We start from the raw sequence: 19,413 nt of genomic DNA on the forward strand, positions 1-19,413 counted from the left end.
AACAAGAGGTTAAGAAATTACTCTAATCAAACGAGATGGTGGCGGTTATTTTCCACCACCACATTTGACAGAGAACCAGATTTTTCCTGTAATAACCTGTGGCTCGTTTCATCCATTAGATAATAACTTTTCTGACTGTGCCTCTACTGCACTTTCACTTTACAGAGAAAAACTAGAGAAAACTCGTGAGCAAATAAGTAATCTAAAGGAAGTTGAAAATGAGTTAGAAAACTTAATTGATTTTTGGACCCAATGTAGAAAATCGGCGTAAAGGTAGTGATATAAAATGAATTACCGAATTTTTATTTTAGTCATAGGTACTTTCATTATTGGTACAGATGATTTTGTTATTGCCGGTTTATTACCTCATATCTCTGATGAGATGAATGTTACAATTGCCGTGGCGGGCCAGTTGGTGACTGCATTTGCTATTGCTTATGCTATAGGAGCCCCCATTTTTGGCACGCTTACTATGAATTTGCCATTAAAAACACTTTTAGTTGTATCTATGTTGGTATTCGCAATTGCAAACGCACTTTCTGCAATAGTGACTTCTTTTGAAATGGCTCTTTTTCACAAGAGTTTTAGCCGCTCCGGCAGCTACTATATTTACACCATTAGCAATGACTACATCTACTAGTTTAGTATCTGGCAAAATGAGAGGAAAAGCATTGTCATTTATATTAGCAGGTATAACGATGGGATTGGTTTGAGGGCTCCTATCGGGACGTGGATCGGAAATGTCATGAACTTGGCGTTACTCCTTTATTTTTGTTTCTGTGGTTTCTTTTATCACTGTAATAGGAGTCTTACTATTTTTACCTAAATTTGAAAGAGAAGCTGAACCTAAGTATTATGGAAAGATTAAAAGGCTTCAATAAAATAATTTTATTAACATTATGTGTAAATATTATTGGTACTACTGGTGGCTTCATGACTTATACCTATATAGCTCCTATCATTACAGGTATTACAAATATAGAGAATATAAGTGTCCTTCTTATGTTATTTGGCATAGGTGCACTTTTCGGAAATTTAGTTGGAGGTTATTTTACAGATAAGATTGGTGAACCGCAAACATTAATGCTGTCTCTTGGAAGCTTTGCAGTATTATTAGCAGCATTCTCACTTTTATCACTGCTAAATCCATCTACATTTGCAATTGTAATGGTTTCGATTGTGGCAATATTGTGGGGAATCCCTGGTTTTGGTATGAACCCTGCTCTTAATTCATTTCTGATATCTTTGAATCCTAAACAGACTCAAATGGTTTTATCATTCAGTGCTTCAGCTCTTTATATGGGGATTGGATTAGGTGCATTTGTGGGGGGAGGTGTAATCAGTATAAGTTCGGTAGACTATGTAGGCTTAATAAGTGGTATCCTTGTCGGTATTACACTTATATTGTTTGTTGTTGTACAACAATTTTTTGTGAAAAAACAGCAGGTTTAAATAATTGAATGTTCTATTAATAATATTTGGAAATTAAACTAATTTTAAATCCAACATCAAAGAAGTAATGATATTGGAGCTGATTTTTTTGAGCTTATAGCATATTTCTTTACTCACTAATACAACCTAAAAACCGTTGTTTGTTGGAAGTAAAAACTATATACAAACTTAGATATAGACAGCGGTTTTGGAAACAACAAAATTCAAAACCGCCATTTTCTCTTTTTTAAAACAAGATTTCGGAAGGTGTATTAAGATCGCTCTTTTTTAAGGCCACGGCGGTATAAAGGAGGATATCGCTGTGTATATTTATTTTTATCTTGATTGGATACCATTCGACATATCAAGAAATGTCTTGAAGTGTTATGGATTTATTATGGCTGTAATTTTTCAGTACACAATAGTTAATAAAATATATCAGATTTTCATGCTCAACTCACTTATGTTTAGTTGGACTTTTTTTGCATCTTGCAAATTTTTTTACGAAAGTCACTTCTATCCTTCGCATTTCATAAAAAGTCTTGTTGAAGGTTATGAAAGGGAAAATCATCACCCACCTTTGCGGTTGCGAAGGGAGAGGAAATGCATGTTAGAACCAGATCGTGCCGAATGGCAAGTTCGCTGTGCATTTAATGCTTTTTGTAAACGTGTGTTAAAGATATTTACAAATATGTAAATTAAAGATGAATTAGATGTTCTCCAACAAGAAGTTAAGAATTTGGAAAATAACTTTCAAAAGAATGAATTTGTTATTGAGCAAGTAAAAGCTAATTCACAAAAAATGGATGGAGATATTTGGTATACACGTAGAAATTCAGACGTTGTTAAGGCATATCTTTCTTCTGAAGTTGAAATGCAAAATGTAGAAAAAAGCTCAAAAAGTACTTGACTCAACCCTTTTCAATGTAAATGTTGACAGTTGACATCATTCAAAAAATGTGATAATTTAAAGCTATAATTAAATAAGTTAACCTTAAAATTTGAGGAATGTAACCTTAATTGGGCATAACCTGAATTGATTTGAAAACGCTATACGTGCGTTTTTAAACAGTTCGGGTTTTTTTATTGCCCACCGCTATTCCATATATGAGGGATCGATTTTCAAAGGAAGAATGAGAGGTTTTAGTAATAGGAGGTCATTTTAATGAGTAAAGACGTTAAAATTGTCACAATAGGTGGGGGGTCAAGCTATACTCCAGAATTAGTCGAAGGATTTATAAAAAGATATGATAGTTTACCAGTCCGTGAGCTTTGGCTAGTTGATATTCCAGAAGGACAAGAAAAAATGGAAATCGTTGGTGGATTAGCTAAGCGTATGATTAAAGAAGCTGGTTTGCCAATTGATGTACACCTTACATTAGATCGCCGGGAAGCATTGAAGGATGCAGACTTTGTAACAACGCAGTTACGTGTCGGTTTACTGGAAGCACGTGCAAAAGATGAACGTATTCCTTTAAAATATGGCGTCATTGGTCAGGAAACAAATGGGCCGGGTGGACTTTTTAAAGGTTTGAGGACAATTCCAGTTATTTTAGATATTGTTAAAGACATGAAAGAATTATGCCCTGATGCATGGTTGATTAACTTCACCAACCCAGCAGGAATGGTGACAGAAGCAGTTCTTCGCCATAGTGATTGGAAGAAAATCATTGGTCTATGTAACGTCCCGGTCGGAATGAAAATGGGGATTGCAGATCAATTAAGTGTTGATCCTCAGCGGATTCAAATTGATTTTGCAGGATTGAACCATATGATTTATGGATTAAATGTCTATCTAGATGGGGAAGTTTATACCGACCAATATATTGAAAAGATTGCTTCAGGTGATGTGTCAAGTGGAACGATGAGAAATATTGTCGACTTGAAATGGGAACCAGACTTCCTGAAAGCACTCCAAGCGATTCCTTGTCCTTATCACCGTTACTACTACAAGACTAGTGAGATGTTTGAAGAAGAAAGTAAAGCAGCGGCGGAAGAAGGAACTCGAGCTGAAGTTGTTCAAAAACTAGAAAAAGATTTATTTGAGTTATATAAAGATGAAGACTTAACGATCAAGCCTCCACAATTAGAGGAAAGAGGTGGTGCTTACTATAGTGATGCGGCCTGTAGTCTAATCGATTCTATCTATAATGATCGCAGAGATATTCAGCCTGTTAATACTATTAATAATGGAGCAATTGCAAGCATTCCAGATGACTCAGCGGTTGAAATCAATTCTGTTATTACAAAAGATGGTCCAAAACCAATCGCTATTGGCGATTTACCTGTAGCAACAAGAGGTCTTGTACAACAAATTAAATCATTTGAAAGAGTGACAGCAGAGGCTGCTGTAACCGGCAATTATCGAACAGCACTTCTAGCAATGACCATTAATCCACTCATTCCATCTGAAACCATAGCGAAAGTAATTCTTGATGAAATGCTTGAAGCTCATCAAGAATATCTACCACAGTTTCAGAATAATTAATGACAGATTAGAAATAGTAATGGAATAGTCAAAAGGAGTTGGGCGAAGAGCTGGTTTTAGTACTTTGTCCGCCTCATACACTGATTGTATATCAGATTTCCTAAAATATGATTCAGGTGTGAGTAATATGAAAATCAAAAAAATATTAAACAATAATGTAGCATTGACTTATAATGAGCAGCATCAAGAAGTTGTCGTTATGGGTTTAGGCTTGGCTTTTCAGAAAAAAGAAGGCGATTCCATCGATCCAAAAAAGGTAGAAAAGATCTTTATATTGGAGCATAAAGGTATATCTAATAAGATTGCTGAACTATTAAAAGAGATACCAGAGATTTATTTGGAATTAGCCCATCAAATTATTGAACTGGCCAAGTCTAGACTATCCTACCAATTAGATGATTATTTATATGTCGCTTTAATTGATCATTTGAACTTTGCGGTGGAACGCCATAAACTGGGATACGATTTGAAAAATGCATTGTTATGGGAAATTAGCAAGTATTACAAACACGAATACAAAATAGCTCTAGAAGCGCTGGACATTATTAACCAAGAATTAAATATAGAATTGCCAGAAGACGAAGCGGCTTCCATCGCATTGCATTTTGTTAATAGTCAGCTTTCTGGTGAGAATATGTCAAAGACTGTTCAAGTAACGGAAATGGTCAATGACATATTAAATATCGTTAAATATTACTTTCAAATGGACTTAGATGAAGACTCAGTCAATTATGAGCGATTTCTGACACACTTGCGCTTTTTTGCCATGCGTTTTATTCGCAAAGAAAAATTGGATGACACGTATGATGAGTTTTTATACGAGCAGATTAAAGTGAAATATGATAAAGCATATCGATGCGCAGAACGCATTGCTTCGTATATTAAGAAGGATTATAACTGGTCCATTTCACATGATGAAATATTATATTTAACTTTGCATATTCATCGGTTAACCAATCGAATTTAAGTAGGTTAAAGACTTTAATGAAGAAACAAGTAATTCCCGAATGTTTTGTTAAAAGGTGTTCTTGTACTAGAGTAGTAACATTCTTGGTTGTGAAAGTGCGAACAAACTTAGTATGAAATCATGTTTGTAAAAGCATTAGGGTTTTTATTTTAAAGAATAAGAAAGTATAAACCTAGGTGCTTATGGATAATGAAATAACTGAATAGTCACGTCTGGTTCCATCGCCCAGCAACTAGGCGACTTCACCCCAATCGCCTTACGGTAGGTCATCATCGGTTCGTGGTTAAGAGGAAGGCCGACTAAAAACGGGCTTGCCACCCGACGTCGGCATACTCCTGTTGCAGGAGCATGATTCCTATCACTACGTTGCTAAACGGGCGCTTACGCCTTTGTTCTAAAAAAAGATTAAAATTGGAGGGTTGAAAATGAAATATGAGAAGTTAGCGAAAGCCATAATCGAAAATGTCGGCGGTAAAGAAAACGTGAACAGTGTTGTGCATTGTATTACTCGCTTACGCTTTAAACTAAAAGATGAAGAAAAAGCGAATACGGAAGTGCTGGAAAACATGGATGGCGTTGTTACGGTTAGACAAAGTGGCGGGCAGTACCAAGTTGTTATAGGGAACCACGTGCCTGATGTATATAAAGCAGTTGTATCTGAAGGTGGTTTCGAATCGAATAGACCGGCAGATGACCTGGATAATAATAGTAATAAAGGTAGCTTATTGGACCGATTTATCGATATGATTTCTGGAATTTTCCAGCCAATCTTAGCTGTATTAGTAGCTTCAGGTATGATCAAAGGATTTAATGCGTTATTTATTGCGATGGATTGGCTTAGTGAAGCAAGCGGAACCTACCAAGTTCTAAATGCAATTGGAGATGCATTGTTCCACTTCTTGCCAATATTCCTAGGATATACAGCCATGAAGAAATTTGGCGGAACACCTTTCTTAGGAATGTTGATAGCGGGTGCACTAGTTTATCCAGCACTTGATCCGAGCGCTCAAGCGGGAGAGCCTTTATACACCTTATTTGCAGGTAACCTATTTGAATCACCCGTTCATATTGAATTCTTTGGTATTCCAATTATTTTAATGACGTATGCGATGTCGGTTATTCCAATTATTCTATCTACATTTTTCGCAGCAAAGCTTGAAAATTTTTTTGCGAAAATAGTACCAGACGTTGTAAAAACATTTGTCGTTCCAATGCTGACCGTTCTTATCATTATTCCATTAACCTTTATTGTCATTGGTCCAATTGCTACATGGGCAAGTCAGTTGCTCAGAGCAGGAACCATTTGGTTATATGAGCTAAGTCCTGTGGTTGCCGGAGCAGTTGTAGGCGCATTCTGGTTGGTATTTGTTATGTTTGGACTGCACTGGGGACTTGTCCCAATTGGGCTCAACAACTTTGCTAGTCAAGGATGGGATCCGATCTTAGCATTAATGTTTGTCCATTCCTTTGCACTAGCTGGTGCTCTTACAGCAATCTGGATTAGAACGAAAAAACAAAAGTTGAAAACACTAACCCCCCCAGCTATCATATCAGCCATCTTTGGGGTAACAGAGCCTGGTATGTACGGGATAGCCTTACCCCTTAAAAAACCATTTATCTTCACACTAATCGCATCAGGAATTGGCGGTGCATTATTAGGACTGTTTGGTACGATTGGCTATACGATGGGTGGACTTGGAATATTCCAGTTACCTAGCTTTATCCATCCAGAAGAAGGCATGAATACTGCATTCATTGGTGCTCTTATTGCAGCTGTCGTTGGTACAGTGTTAGCTTTTGTACTGACGTACTTCTTTAGTGGTGCAAATAAAGAAAATGAAGAACCAACTCAACCAGCTCCTCAAGCAGAAGATAACACGAAACAAAATGTAACAAGTGAAGTAATAAAAAGTCCGTTAAATGGTGAAGTGTTCAAGTTAGCTGACATTTCCGATTCCGTTTTTGCATCAGGTGCGTTAGGGAAAGGTGTCGCAATCAAACCTTCAGCAGGAAAGTTGATTTCACCTGTAGCTGGTATGGTTTCTGCTTTATTTGATACACACCATGCGATTGGTATTGTAACAGAGCAGGGTGCAGAATTATTAGTTCATATTGGTATGGATACGGTTCAATTAGAAGGACAGTTCTTTAACGCATATGTTGCTCAGGGAGACAAAATAGAAAAAGGACAATTGCTCATTGAGTTTGATATAGAGTCCATTGAAAAAGCTGGCTATGATATTTTTACTCCCGTTGTTATTACAAACTTTGATCAATATACGTCCATTGAAATTGCAGAAGAGGGAACGATTCAGGTTGGGAAGCCAATTATATTTTTAGATAAATAAAATAAAGCCTTCGGTGGAAATGCAAGTTTAAAAGCACTAACCTTGTTAGAAAAACGTAGGAAATTAAAAATGATAAAAAAGTAAAACTAGTAACTATTTCATTGCTTGTATTGTTGTTATTATTAAGTGCTGTACAGATAGTTGATTCTGCTACTAAAGAGGCGGAGAAGTCAAGGTTATCAGAAAGTGAAGAGAGTCAAGAAGCTGAAGATGCTAAGACCATGACTATCAATATGTCTCTGATGGGGAAAAGCCATTTGGGTTAGTGGAGAATTCTGACGGGGGTAAGGGTTAATTTATCATTATGCAACGGTATTCATATGTTGACTGACGGAGTAGGTGGGAGACTTATTACTTCATAGATTTTAAATAATAATGGCAAATTGGATACTCTTGAAGATTAACATAAGGATACAGATACTCGTGCAACTGGACTAGCAGAAGTATTATCCGTAGTTCAGATTGCAGGTTTGATGTTATTTAGTTCAAATGAATGGGATTTCCTGGTTTAACAAACGATCAAAAAGCATATTTAATAAATGATAACCTGCGTAATGTGTTACATGCAGGGCTGAACGATGCGGAATCCAAGTGTAAGTGGGCGAATTAGGGTGTGTTATTCGGTGATGAATACGCCGCTTCCGCATATAACGCTGACATCGTAAATCTCTTGCCGAAAGATAATGATTATGATGGTATCATAGGCGATGTAAAAACAGAATGATTTGTAGAGTAAGTTACGAAAAAAAGTTGATTTAATACTTGAATGAAAGATGTTAACCAAGCGTTTACTTATAAAAACACTGCTTGGATGGCATTACAAAATGAAGGAGGTCATTACATGACAAATAACACGAGATTTCCAGAAGGATTTTTATGGGGCGGAGCAACGGCTGCGAACCAGTTAGAAGGTGGTTTTGGTGAAGGTAATAAAGGGTTGAATATTGCCGATGTCTTACCAGGTGGTAAAGAAAGGATTAAAGTATTAAGTAAACCTGGGTTTGACTGGGAGATTGACAAAGATAAACATTACTACCCGAACCATTTAGGGATTGATTTTTATCACCGGTATAAAGAAGATATCGCTCTATTCGCCGAAATGGGATTCAGAACCTATCGCTTATCCATTGCATGGTCTAGAATTTTTCCTAATGGAGATGAACTGAAGCCAAACGAAGAAGGACTGGCATTCTATGATCGTGTCTTTGATGAATTAGCGAAGTATGATATTGAACCTGTTGTTACTTTATCGCACTATGAAATGCCATTAAACTTAGTGAAAAATTATGGCGGCTGGAGAAATCGTAAGGTGATTACATTTTTCGAAAGATATGTTGAAACGGTATTAAACCGCTATAAAGATAAGGTGAAATATTGGTTGACATTTAACGAAATAAATAGTGGATTTATGATGCCAATCATGGGACTTGGATTTGCGATTCAAAAAGAAGAAGATAAGTACCAACCAACATTTCAAGCCCTGCATCATCAATTTGTTGCAAGTGCACTTGCTGTTAAAGCAGCACATCGAATTATCCCGGGATCTCAAGTAGGCTGTATGATTATTTATGCTCCAGTCTATTCCTATGATTCCAATCCTGAAAACGTTATGTATGCACATGAAGAAAGTCGTTTATTTAATAATTTCTGTACAGATGTTCAAGTTCGTGGGAAATATCCTACTTTCATTAATCGCTATTTCAAGGTACATGACATTAATATCGAAATGGAAGATGGCGACTTAGAATTGATTAAAGAAGGTGCTGTTGACTTTATTTCTTTAAGTTATTATATGTCTCGTACAGAAAGAAAAGAAAAAACAACAGATGAAATCGGTCAAGGTAACATGGTTGGTGGTGTTAAAAATCCATTCCTTAAAGCAAGTGACTGGGGATGGGAAATTGACCCAACAGGTCTTCGTGTTACACTTAATGAACTTTATGATCGGTATGAAGTACCGTTATTTGTAGTGGAAAATGGTTTAGGTGCTTATGATAAAGTAGAAGAGGACGGCAGCATCCAGGATGATTACCGGATCGAATACTTAAGAGAACATATTAATGCGGTCGGAGAGGCTATTGAAGATGGCGTAGAAGTGATGGGCTATACTTCTTGGGGATGTATCGACCTTGTCAGTGCATCAACAGGAGAAATGTCCAAGCGTTATGGCTTTATCTATGTAGACCTAGATGATGAAGGTAATGGTACATTAGAACGTAAAAAGAAAAAATCATACTTTTGGTATAAAGACGTAATCGCTACGAATGGAGAAATGCTTTAATCTCTCGGGGAACCCGAAAAAAATTTATCTTGTTACTTTCAATTGTCAAGGACACTGAATAGTTGAAGGTTTTTTATTCGTCATTGATGTAAGATAAATGTAGTACAGGAGTTGGATAGGTTGAAAAAAATTATTTTTATGGATATTGATAGGACACTCGTCAATGATAATGGGGTGGTCCCTGAATCAGCAAATTCTGCGGTGCAAAAAGCGAGAGAGAACGGTCATCTTATTTTTATCAGTACAGGACGGTCGAAAGCAGAACTATATGAGGATATACTGGACATAGGATTCGATGGCATTATTGACGCAGCTGGAGCATATATTGAAGTTGGGCAAGAAGTCATTTTACATGAAACTGTGGACCTGAAGATGTCCAGCATCTGGTCGATTATTTTAGTCAGCAAGGTATTGATTTTTATTTAGAGTCCCACGGAGGGTTATTTGCTAGTGAATACTGCAAAAAACATATACGCTCCATCATTGATAAAGTAATCGAGGAAAATCCCGAGGCGAAGGAGGAAGTTGAAAAAGGAATCCTTCCATTCCATGATGCGCTGATTGAAGGTGAAAGTTTGATAAGAGCCGACATTAACAAGATCTCTTTTTTAGGATCAGACATACCTATTGAAAAGTTAAGTGAAGAGTTTGGAACAAAATTCAATATTATTTCTAGCACCGTACCTATCTTCGGGGAAAATAGTGGAGAATTATCCGTTCCAGGTATCCATAAAGCGACAGCTATTGTAAAAGTATAGAACATTTGAAAATAAATAGAAAGAACTCATTTGCTTATGGTGATGGGATGAATGATTTGGAAATGATTCAATATGTTCACCGTGGGATTGCTATGGGAAATGCTAAAGAAGCTCTGAAGTTAGCGGCTGATGATATTACTGATACTCCTGATGAAGGTGGTATATTTAATAGTTTTGTAAAGTACGGGTTAATATAAAAATTGGGCTCGCCACTCGTGAATTTTGTGATATCTTCGTAAGTAAAACCCCATCTGGATGAAGATGGGGTTTTTCGGTGTTTGTATGACTCTGGATTTTAAACTACTACATTGATAGATGCATTAGTGAAGAAGAGGTTGAAGTAGATGACAACTTATCAAGTCATTGATTTAGACAGTTTTCCAAGAAGAAACTATTATGAGTATTTTATGTCGACAGACACAACGTTTGAAATGACAGCAAAAATTGATGTTACTCTAGCAGTTAAAAAATGCAAAGACGAATCTATAAGTTTTTATGCTTATTCCATTTTTAATTTGACTAAATCAGTTAACGAGATTCCGAATTTGAGATATGCCCACATAGATAAGCAGTTAGTAGAACGGCAAGAATTAGTACCAACGTTTACGAACTTTAATCAAGAAACAGAATTATTTTATAGTTTATGGTTGGAAGGATTAACAAATTATAAATCCGTTGACATTGAGTACAAATAGCTTATAAAAGACTATGCAAACACAACAGATATCGCAGCAATGGGAGGTGTTCCATCCAACGTGATAAATATTTCATCCATCCCTTGGATGCATTTTGAACATTTTTCATCTCAAGCAGCAGCTAACAAAAATAATTTAACACCAATGATTACCCGTGGAAAGTACGAATAAGTTGACTCAAAGTTACTAATGCCAATGAATATTAAGGTTCATCATGCAACAGTAGATGGCTATCATGTGATGTTATTTTTTGAAACACAGCAACGTGAAATGAATTGTTAACTTTTAGAAGGAAAAAGGAGGCTTCTATAAAGGAAAACAATTGCGCAAATAAACTTATTTAGGAATTTAATAATATCGTTGATGTGAAGCAAGGAAAGAGGAAAGAAACATATGAAGAATTTGTTTGGAAATACGGGCTTCAACCCAAGTATAGACATAATTATCCATTGTGACTTATGTTATAACATTCATGTTGTTTGCACCGCCAATTTCCTTCAGAATCTTGGTCACCCCATCCACCCTTGTCTTAGGTAACCACTACTGCATTCTTGGCTCGGAAATTCAACCCTAAAGAATATGTATCTGCCTGGCACACAAAATCAAAACCGCCAGTGTGAACTGGTAGTTTGCTCTGCGACTGAAAGCCTTTATTACCGGTATCAGCCTTAACCCGAACGATCGGGTTTCCCTCTTGCACTGCATTTACTCACTCCGTTTTATATAATCGCACTCGCTCAAGGGCTTCATCGGCAAATTCTGAATCGTTAACCATACACATTTCAAACTCTGGATCTTCTTCGTAAAAAATATCTGTAAATCTTCTTGCCATGAGATCTTCAGGGATTTTGGGTGTGTCAATCTTCACTGTATACCTACCTACTTTCAAACGAATTTAATTCATTTATAAACTCTCTAGTTACAAATATAAGGGAACAAACGTTCTTTTGCAAGGCTTGATTTTTATTCGTTTTCTGATACACAGATTCATCAAGACCTATATATTAACTGAAATTGTTTTGATTTCTAAGAAAAGCTTATTAAATGAAATGACCCGCTTGTTGAATAAATATAATCTTTCACATGGTAGTTTTATCACATGGGATATATTGTTTTTCATATCATTTAGCTTTTACATTTTACTATTTCACGACTATAATTCTATTAAATAAGTTCAATAGAAAATACTTAACACCACTTGCATTAAAAACCAACCCAACGGTAATTTATCAAAAAGTAACTGGAGGAGTATAATGTGGATTTAACAGTCGTATGAAAAAATGAAGAACAGTTTGGATGTGAGTATCTTAAACTAATGTCCAAAGCTGGGAATGCCATCATTGCTCAAGGAACGGTTATTTATTTAGGAAGAGAGCAATCTATAGCCCATAATGAGAACTATACCATTGAAACAGATGCCAATTGGGTTACAAAGAGGTTGAGTATAGTGGTAGATAATTTTCCAATGTCCGATGGGGAAGGAAACTGGTTCAATACAGATGGAGAGTCGATTAATAAACTAAAAGGAGCTATTGATATAGATATTTCTGCTATCCTTTTCTAACTCTTACCTATAAATAGAGTTAATTGGGAAAACAACCAACTAGGGCACTAGCATGCATAAACTTTTTATAAAAAAGTCAAGAAAATCATTTTGACGTAAGCTTATTTCTAGGCAATTCAAGTATAAAAGAATTGGATGTTTGCGTATATATTTTTATGCGCAAATTGTGTGAAAACCCCAACATTTAGTATAAAGCCTATATAAAAGGATGGCTGTCATAAAAAAGCAATGAAAATAGGTCTCCTTTAAGATATTACTTTTGCTATGCTGAAACAATATAAGATCACAAGTCATAAAGAAAGTGTACGGGGATAATTCTAAAAAAACATAAAGAAGATATTTTAATTGGAGGCGTTGCATTTGAAATTCAATATTATTAATCGTGACAAATGGAATCGAAAAGAATATTTTGAACACTTTTTACGACAACAAACAACATTTAGCCTGACGAATGAAATTAATATTACTATTCTTATGGAGAACTTAAAGAAAAAGAATTATAAGTTATATCCTGCGTTTATTTTCATGGTTACAAAAATAGCTAATTCCCACAAAGAGTTTAGAACTAGTTTTAACGCAGAAGGTAAGTTAGGTTATTGGACAGAGATTTTTCCTTCTTATACAATTTTTGATAAGAAGACGCACACATTTTCTAGCATCTGGTCACCAAATATAGTTCATTTTCCTGAGTTTCATTATCAATATGAAAAGGATGTAGAAAAATACAATGGTACAGGTAAATTGTTTCCAAAAACACCTGTACCAGATAATACTATCCCGATATCTATGATTCCTTGGAGTTCTTTTACAGCATTTAATTTAAATATTAACAATGGTGGAGATTTTCTCTTACCAATAATAACTGGAGGGAAATATACACCAGTGAATGATGGATTATTCCTACCTATTTCATTACAAATTCATCATGCTGTTTGTGATGGTTATCATGCAAGTGTTTTTATGAATGATTTACAAAAACTTGCTAATGAGAGCGCGAATTGGATTTAGTTGTTCCTTGGAGAGAGTATTATAAGAAGAACTGTTGAATCCGCTTCTCACTTTATAGAAAACAAAATTTGTGAATAAATGTACTAGTAGTGACGAGGGTCTAGCTTCTATAAAAGGGAACGATGGCGGAACAAGTAATAATCGAGTAATACATGGCTAATCTGTATTACTCGTTATTTTTATGACTTTTTACTAATGCTAGTAAAATGTTTGGAAAATTTCGCTTCGTCTATCTCTTGTAATTTTGATATTCGTTGCTGTTTTCTAAAATGAATTTTACTTCAGGGAATTCATCAACACTTCCTAACTTTTTACTTATACATAATGGATGCTATCTATTTTATTCAACACAGTGAATAATTGCAAGTTCCATAAGAGTCTCTCGTATTCATGAGTTGGAAAATATTTTTGTAAATTTCCTAAAATTAAAATGGATGGGACAATCTCGTCTTATGACTGAATAGCTTTGGTTCCTCGTTCATTCTCCTGATGCTTGTCTGCAGCTGGTTCATCTTAGGTGTGAATGGCTTGCGTTATATCTTCAACAGGATACTTTTACCAGCTCCGTTCTTCCAATCAGACCAACGATTTCCACTTGGTTTAAATCTTAATGACAAACCATTAAAGCAGCATTGAACAAAATTAATGACGCACTCCAAATTCATTATCAAGTTCGTAAACAAATATAAATATAGACATATATCTATATAGATGGTAATCTATGTACATGAAAATTTTTAAACAGGAGGATTTTATGGCGTATAAAGAGTTATCTAGCATATTAAAGACTTTAGCTGATCCTAGTCGATTAGAAATAATAGACATATTATCTTGTGGAGAATTATGTGCATGTGATCTATTAGAGCATTTTCAATTCTCACAGCCAACTTTAAGCCATCATATGAAATCCTTAGTGGAAAATCAACTTGTTATTTCTCGCAGGGATGGTACAAAGACAATGTATAGACTTAATCATGATATTATCACTGATGTTACAAGGCAACTTTCTTTATTAGGTTCTAACCATACACCGTGTATATGTGAAAATATACAAAAAGGTGAGTGTGAATCGTGACAGTATTAGCCATTCTGATATTTTTATTAACGTTAACATTTGTAATTTGGCAGCCTAAAGGATTAGATATTGGCGTAACAGCTATACTAGGCGCTATTCTTGCTATCGTGGCAGGTGTTGTTTCGTTTTCTGATGTAATAGACGTGACAAGTATTGTATGGAATGCAACCCTCACCTTTGTTGCTATAATTATGATTTCATTGATTTTAGATGAAATTGGATTTTTTGAATGGTCAGCAAGACACATGGTTTTAGCTTCAAAAGGAAACGGCGTAAAAATGTTTGTTTATATTTCTTTATTAGGTGCTATTGTTGCAGCATTTTTTGCTAATGATGGTGCGGCATTGATTCTAACACCTATCGTTCTAGCCATGGTTAGAAACTTAAATTTTGAAGAAAGAATAATCTTTCCATTTGTGATTGCAAGTGGTTTTATTGCAGATACGACGTCCCTTCCTCTTATTGTTAGTAATTTGGTTAATATTGTATCAGCAGATTATTTTACTATTGGATTTTTAGAATATTTTAGCCGGATGGTTATACCTAACCTATTTTCACTTGTAGCAAGCATTTTAGTTTTATGGTTATACTTTAGAAAATCTATACCGAAGCATTTCGATGATAAAGAACTGCAAGCTCCAGTAGAAGCAATAAAAGATACAAAGCTCTTTAAATATTCATGGTTTGTTTTGGGAATATTATTTGTTGGTTATTTAGCAAGTGAATTTTTAGCTATTCCTGTGTCCATCATTGCAGGTATTATTGCTATTGTGTTTTTACTATTAGCTAGAAAATCAAAAGCGGTAAATATTCGTAACGTCCTATTAGGTGCACCTTGGAATATTGTCATTTTCTCCATCGGTATGTATATCGTTGTATTTGGGCTGAAAAATGTAGGTATTACAAAAGTTTTAGCAAGTATGCTAACTTCATTGAGTGATAATGGACTATTTACAGGTATGATGGGGATGGGATTTATTTCGGCTTTCTTATCCTCCATTATGAACAACATGCCAACAGTTTTAATTGACGCTATCGCTATTGATCAGACAAATGTTACTGGTTTATTAAAAGAAGGTTTAATATATGCCAATGTTATCGGCTCTGACTTGGGTCCAAAGATTACACCTATTGGTTCTCTTGCTACGCTTTTATGGCTACATGTCTTATCGCAAAAAGGGATGAAAATTTCTTGGGGGACTTATTTTAAAACAGGTATCGTGATTACTATTCCTGTATTATTCCTTACACTGATAGGATTGTATTTAACATTATTAATATTTTAAAGGAATGAGGTGTTTTTATATGGCGAACAAAGTTATTTATTTTATTTGTACTGGCAACTCTTGCAGAAGTCAAATGGCGGAAGGATGGGCTAAAAAAATTTTAGGGGAAGAATGGGACGTCTATTCTGCGGGTATAGAGGCGCATGGCGTTAATCCCAATGCTATTGCGGCTATGAAAGAAATGAATATGGATATTTCTAGTCAAACTTCTGAGGTTATAAATCCAGAGATCATAAAGAAATCATCTCTAGTTGTAACGTTATGTAGTGACGCTGATATTAATTGTCCGATATTACCTTCTAATGTAACCAAAGAACATTGGGGATTTGACGACCCTGCCGGCAAAGAATGGTCGGAATTCCAAAGGGTAAGAGATGAAATAGGAAAAAGAATCCAAGAGTTTAAAACCACAGGAAAGTAAAGGAAGTGTAAACTAAATAATACAGGTAAGAGAGCGTTAACTTTTACGTTGTAGTTTAGTTTACACTTTTAAAAAGATTTTTCTATAGGTTATTTTGCTAAAATAGCTAGTTCATTTAAAGGATTAAACCCATTATTTACGTAAAATTGAAAAGCTGGAACTTGTCTTTCTGTGTTTAATAGTATTCCATTAAGCCCTTGCTTTTTAATCTCATCTTCTATAGTTTTTATAAACACAGTTCCAATTCCCTTATTTTGGAAAGAATGTGAGATACAAAACTCATCTATATAATACTCCATCCCTTTTATCCATGGCTTTTTCATCCCGATACATAAGCCGACTACTTCTTCCTTTATTTTTGCCACATAACCAAGAAAATAGTTGTTATCCAAGTGATTATCAAAAAAGTCAACCACTATTTGCCTAGATGAAAATATATCATTCCATGGTTCTTGGGAAAAAGTATCGATATATATATCAACGCATTTTTCTTTTACTGTTTCATCTAATTTATCTACTACAAGTATTACATCTGAACCTTCGAATTTTATTACTTTATGAGCCATATGATTTCCTCCTTATACAAAATTGAAAATGTAAGACTAAATTTATTAAGCTGATCATTGACTGGTTTGTTTGCTTCAAGGATAACTGCAAACTCTCTTCGGAAGCTTGGGTAATTCGTGATTATGCTTTTTCGCCGCCACTCGGATATTTCCCCCTTGAATTAGGCGCTTTTTTAGATAAGCATTCTCCCCACGGAGTAGTTCGACCTCTTGTTCAAGTTTTGTTCTCCTCGTCAGCTTTTAATCTTTTATTGATGTTTTTTAGGTTTATGAAATATTGTTGACGTCCTTTGGCCTAAGGGAGCACGTGAATGCCTTGATTATGCCATGATTGGATCTAATTAGCGATATATTAGATGGTTCATGTATGCCAAATTCAAAGCAATATCTAGATAGGACTCACCTGTTCTTAAATTATAGTTTAAAGCATTCCATTTAAATTGAACAGAATATGTTTTAGTGAATTTTCTTCGTTCCAAACCAAACACCAAACTCTTGTAAGCTTCATCCCATGTTTTTACAGTCTTTTTGGATGGCATATTCAAACTTATAGGCAACTAATTTGTATTCACCTTTACCAGCTAAATTCGCTTTTTATAACTGCCAATTTAAATGCTCTATCGTAGTTGGACAAAACACCCCTGGTAGTAGATTTTTCGGTCACTTAGGATACACATCAAAAATTCCAGATGTGGCGGTTTACTCTTTGCATCATTTCCGTAGCCCGAAGCAAGTAAAATTAGGGGGAGCGTTGCTTTTATTTATGGTATCTTTAAAAAAGCAATATATTTTTTTACTTATCAATCCAACGGCTATTTTTCTATTTAAGTTCTCAAACACATTGTATTTTAAAAATACATTACAGAAATGGGAGATGTAACAGATGCAAGAAAAAATATTGTTAGTAGAAGATGATCCATCCATTTCAGAGATGGTTACAAACTTTTTAGTAAAAGAAGGATTTTTTGTCATCCATGCCTCAGATGGAAAAGATGCGATGGATTTATTTGCGCAACAAACATTTGATCTGGTCTTATTAGACTTAATGTTACCAAAACGGAGCGGTATGGAATGTTTGCAAAGGATGAGAAATCAAAGCCTCGTTCCTGTTTTAATTATTTCAGCTAAAGACAGTGATGTAGATAAAGCACTCAGTCTAGGTTTTGGCGCAGACGATTATCTCGTAAAACCATTTTCCGTAATTGAATTACTTGCAAGGGTGAAGGCGTCCATCAGAAGAGCTACGGAGTATTCCAAACAGGAAGAAAAGCGAAAGCAAGAAATTATTCAAATCCATGAATTGAGGATCGACATAGATAATTTTCAGCTTACTAAAAATGGCATTACTATCAAATTAACCAACAAAGAATGGGAAATATTAAAGTTGCTTATTCAGCATCCTACAAAAGTATTTACAAAAGAACAGATTTACCGTTCGATTTGGAAAGAGGAATATTATAAAGATGAGAATGTAATTAACGTTCATATGAGTAGATTAAGAGAAAAAATAGAAGATGACCCAGCGAAGCCGAAATATATTGAAACATTATGGGGAATTGGCTATAGGCTAGGTGAATTCTAAATGATATTTATTTTAATGAGTCTTATTTTCATTTTAATGACTTGCAACTTCATACAGTATCTTCAAAGAAAAAATAGAGATAACAACCTAGAATACTTGAGTAATAAGCTTGAGCAAGTTTTAGAACAAGGTTCAGTAGGGCAATTATTATTAGTAACGGAAGATAAAAAGCTGCAAGTATTATTAATTAAAATAAATAAATTGCTGGATGCCCATCAACAAAAAATCGCAAAATATACTCAGTCAAGACGTTCTATGAAGAAAATGTTAACAAATGTCTCACACGATTTAAAAACGCCGTTAACAGTCGTATTAGGATATATTGAAATCATTCAGAAGGGCGGAACGATGGACCATAAGGAGCAAGAAAGACTCCTATTTCAAGTTCATCGTAAAACAGAAGAAATTATTGAGCTTATGAACGCTTTTTTTGATCTGGCGAGACTTGAATCAGGCGATAAGGAATTGGCACTTACGAAAGTAAATATGAATGAGATTTGCAAAGATAACTTACTCTCGTTCTACGATATAGTCCAAACGAAAGGATTAACGATCGATTTCCAATTACCCGATAACGCCATTTATGTACTAGGAAACAAAGAAGCATTGGACAGAGTCTTGCATAATCTTTTATCAAATGCCATCCGATATGGAAGTGATGGAAATATACTTGGTTTGACCTTATCTCTTAACGAAAAATATGTTTGTATTGATGTTTGGGATAGAGGAAAAGGGATTGATGAACAAAAGCAAGATCTTGTGTTTGAAAGAATGTTTACTTTAGAGGAATCAAGAAATAAAGCTCTTCACGGAAGCGGTCTTGGATTAACGATTACGAAAAGATTGTTAGAACAAATGAATGGAACGATACAGCTTCAGAGCCATCCATATCAGAAAACGACATTTACGGTTACGTTACCCCGAATGATCTATTAACTTAAGA

At 35.1% G+C, this 19,413-nt stretch carries 16 protein-coding genes and 3 pseudogenes; 17 read left to right on the top strand and 2 right to left on the bottom strand.

The window, feature by feature from the left end; translation table 11 throughout:
• The first annotated feature begins 286 nt into the window (after nucleotides 1-286).
• The 10 genes and pseudogenes from D1839_RS07455 to D1839_RS20780 all read left to right on the top strand — a co-directional run bounded on the left by D1839_RS07455 (nucleotide 287) and on the right by D1839_RS20780 (nucleotide 11,250).
• A complete protein-coding gene (locus D1839_RS07455; RefSeq protein WP_120379285.1) occupies nucleotides 287-640 on the top strand; it encodes an MFS transporter in 354 nt (117 codons plus the stop codon).
• Nucleotides 641-855: 215 nt separating this feature from the next.
• Entirely contained in the window at nucleotides 856-1,452 is a 597-nt protein-coding gene (locus tag D1839_RS07460) for an MFS transporter (RefSeq protein WP_147358274.1), read from the top strand.
• 718 nt (nucleotides 1,453-2,170) lie between these two features.
• Nucleotides 2,171-2,341, top strand: a complete 171-nt coding sequence (locus tag D1839_RS07470; protein ID WP_158589618.1) for a hypothetical protein — start codon at nucleotides 2,171-2,173, stop codon at nucleotides 2,339-2,341.
• Between the two features lie 255 nt (nucleotides 2,342-2,596).
• Nucleotides 2,597-3,919 carry a 6-phospho-beta-glucosidase gene (locus D1839_RS07475; RefSeq protein ID WP_120379287.1) on the top strand — a complete coding sequence of 441 codons (1,323 nt, stop codon included), beginning with the start codon at nucleotides 2,597-2,599 and terminating at the stop codon, nucleotides 3,917-3,919.
• Between the two features lie 127 nt (nucleotides 3,920-4,046).
• Entirely contained in the window at nucleotides 4,047-4,886 is an 840-nt protein-coding gene (gene licT, locus D1839_RS07480) for a BglG family transcription antiterminator LicT (protein ID WP_120379288.1), read from the top strand.
• A gap of 425 nt (nucleotides 4,887-5,311) precedes the next feature.
• Complete coding sequence (locus D1839_RS07485; RefSeq protein ID WP_120379289.1) at nucleotides 5,312-7,234, top strand: beta-glucoside-specific PTS transporter subunit IIABC; 1,923 nt, start codon at nucleotides 5,312-5,314, stop codon at nucleotides 7,232-7,234.
• Between the two features lie 841 nt (nucleotides 7,235-8,075).
• Nucleotides 8,076-9,515: a glycoside hydrolase family 1 protein gene (locus D1839_RS07490; protein WP_120379290.1), complete on the top strand. Its 1,440-nt coding sequence runs from the start codon at nucleotides 8,076-8,078 to the stop codon at nucleotides 9,513-9,515.
• 138 nt (nucleotides 9,516-9,653) lie between these two features.
• Nucleotides 9,654-10,273: pseudogene (locus tag D1839_RS07495) on the top strand (HAD hydrolase family protein).
• 56 nt (nucleotides 10,274-10,329) lie between these two features.
• The gene (locus D1839_RS20775; protein ID WP_286168691.1) at nucleotides 10,330-10,470 is read left to right on the top strand and encodes an HAD family hydrolase; all 141 of its coding nucleotides are present in this window, start codon (nucleotides 10,330-10,332) and stop codon (nucleotides 10,468-10,470) included.
• A gap of 147 nt (nucleotides 10,471-10,617) precedes the next feature.
• Nucleotides 10,618-11,250: pseudogene (locus D1839_RS20780) on the top strand (CatA-like O-acetyltransferase).
• Nucleotides 11,251-11,677: 427 nt separating this feature from the next.
• Here the strand turns inward: D1839_RS20780 and D1839_RS07505 are convergent.
• Nucleotides 11,678-11,836, bottom strand: a complete 159-nt coding sequence (locus D1839_RS07505) for a hypothetical protein (RefSeq protein WP_199690018.1) — start codon at nucleotides 11,834-11,836, stop codon at nucleotides 11,678-11,680.
• A gap of 429 nt (nucleotides 11,837-12,265) precedes the next feature.
• On the opposite strand from D1839_RS07505, the pseudogene D1839_RS07510 reads away from it, so the two are divergent.
• From D1839_RS07510 to arsC, 5 genes and pseudogenes are all read left to right on the top strand, one after another.
• Nucleotides 12,266-12,532: pseudogene (locus tag D1839_RS07510) on the top strand (putative glycolipid-binding domain-containing protein); the annotation flags it as partial.
• A 360-nt stretch (nucleotides 12,533-12,892) separates the two neighbouring features.
• Nucleotides 12,893-13,540 (top strand): type A chloramphenicol O-acetyltransferase, encoded by a 648-nt coding sequence (gene catA / locus D1839_RS07515; RefSeq protein ID WP_120379292.1) that lies wholly within the window; start codon nucleotides 12,893-12,895, stop codon nucleotides 13,538-13,540.
• A 754-nt stretch (nucleotides 13,541-14,294) separates the two neighbouring features.
• Entirely contained in the window at nucleotides 14,295-14,615 is a 321-nt protein-coding gene (locus D1839_RS07520; RefSeq protein ID WP_120379293.1) for an ArsR/SmtB family transcription factor, read from the top strand.
• On the top strand, nucleotides 14,612-15,901 hold the full coding sequence (gene arsB / locus D1839_RS07525; RefSeq protein WP_120379294.1) for an arsenite efflux transporter membrane subunit ArsB: 1,290 nt from the start codon (nucleotides 14,612-14,614) through the stop codon (nucleotides 15,899-15,901). The genes D1839_RS07520 and arsB overlap by 4 nt, the downstream gene beginning before the upstream one ends.
• 19 nt (nucleotides 15,902-15,920) lie before the next feature.
• Entirely contained in the window at nucleotides 15,921-16,322 is a 402-nt protein-coding gene (gene arsC, locus D1839_RS07530; RefSeq protein WP_120379295.1) for an arsenate reductase (thioredoxin), read from the top strand.
• An 89-nt stretch (nucleotides 16,323-16,411) separates the two neighbouring features.
• On the opposite strand, the gene D1839_RS07535 is transcribed toward arsC, so the two are convergent.
• The gene (locus D1839_RS07535; RefSeq protein ID WP_120379296.1) at nucleotides 16,412-16,888 is read right to left on the bottom strand and encodes a GNAT family N-acetyltransferase; all 477 of its coding nucleotides are present in this window, start codon (nucleotides 16,886-16,888) and stop codon (nucleotides 16,412-16,414) included.
• An 883-nt stretch (nucleotides 16,889-17,771) separates the two neighbouring features.
• Between D1839_RS07535 and D1839_RS07540 the strand changes: the two genes are divergently transcribed.
• Together D1839_RS07540 and D1839_RS07545 are read left to right on the top strand one after the other, a co-directional pair.
• Nucleotides 17,772-18,470, top strand: a complete 699-nt coding sequence (locus D1839_RS07540) for a response regulator transcription factor (RefSeq protein ID WP_120379298.1) — start codon at nucleotides 17,772-17,774, stop codon at nucleotides 18,468-18,470.
• The gene (locus D1839_RS07545) at nucleotides 18,471-19,406 is read left to right on the top strand and encodes a sensor histidine kinase (RefSeq protein WP_120379299.1); all 936 of its coding nucleotides are present in this window, start codon (nucleotides 18,471-18,473) and stop codon (nucleotides 19,404-19,406) included.
• Nucleotides 19,407-19,413 lie beyond the last annotated feature (7 nt).

Source organism: Roseburia sp. 1XD42-34 (genome assembly GCF_009917385.1).
In the GTDB taxonomy this organism is placed as follows: domain Bacteria; phylum Bacillota; class Bacilli; order Bacillales; family Amphibacillaceae; genus Virgibacillus.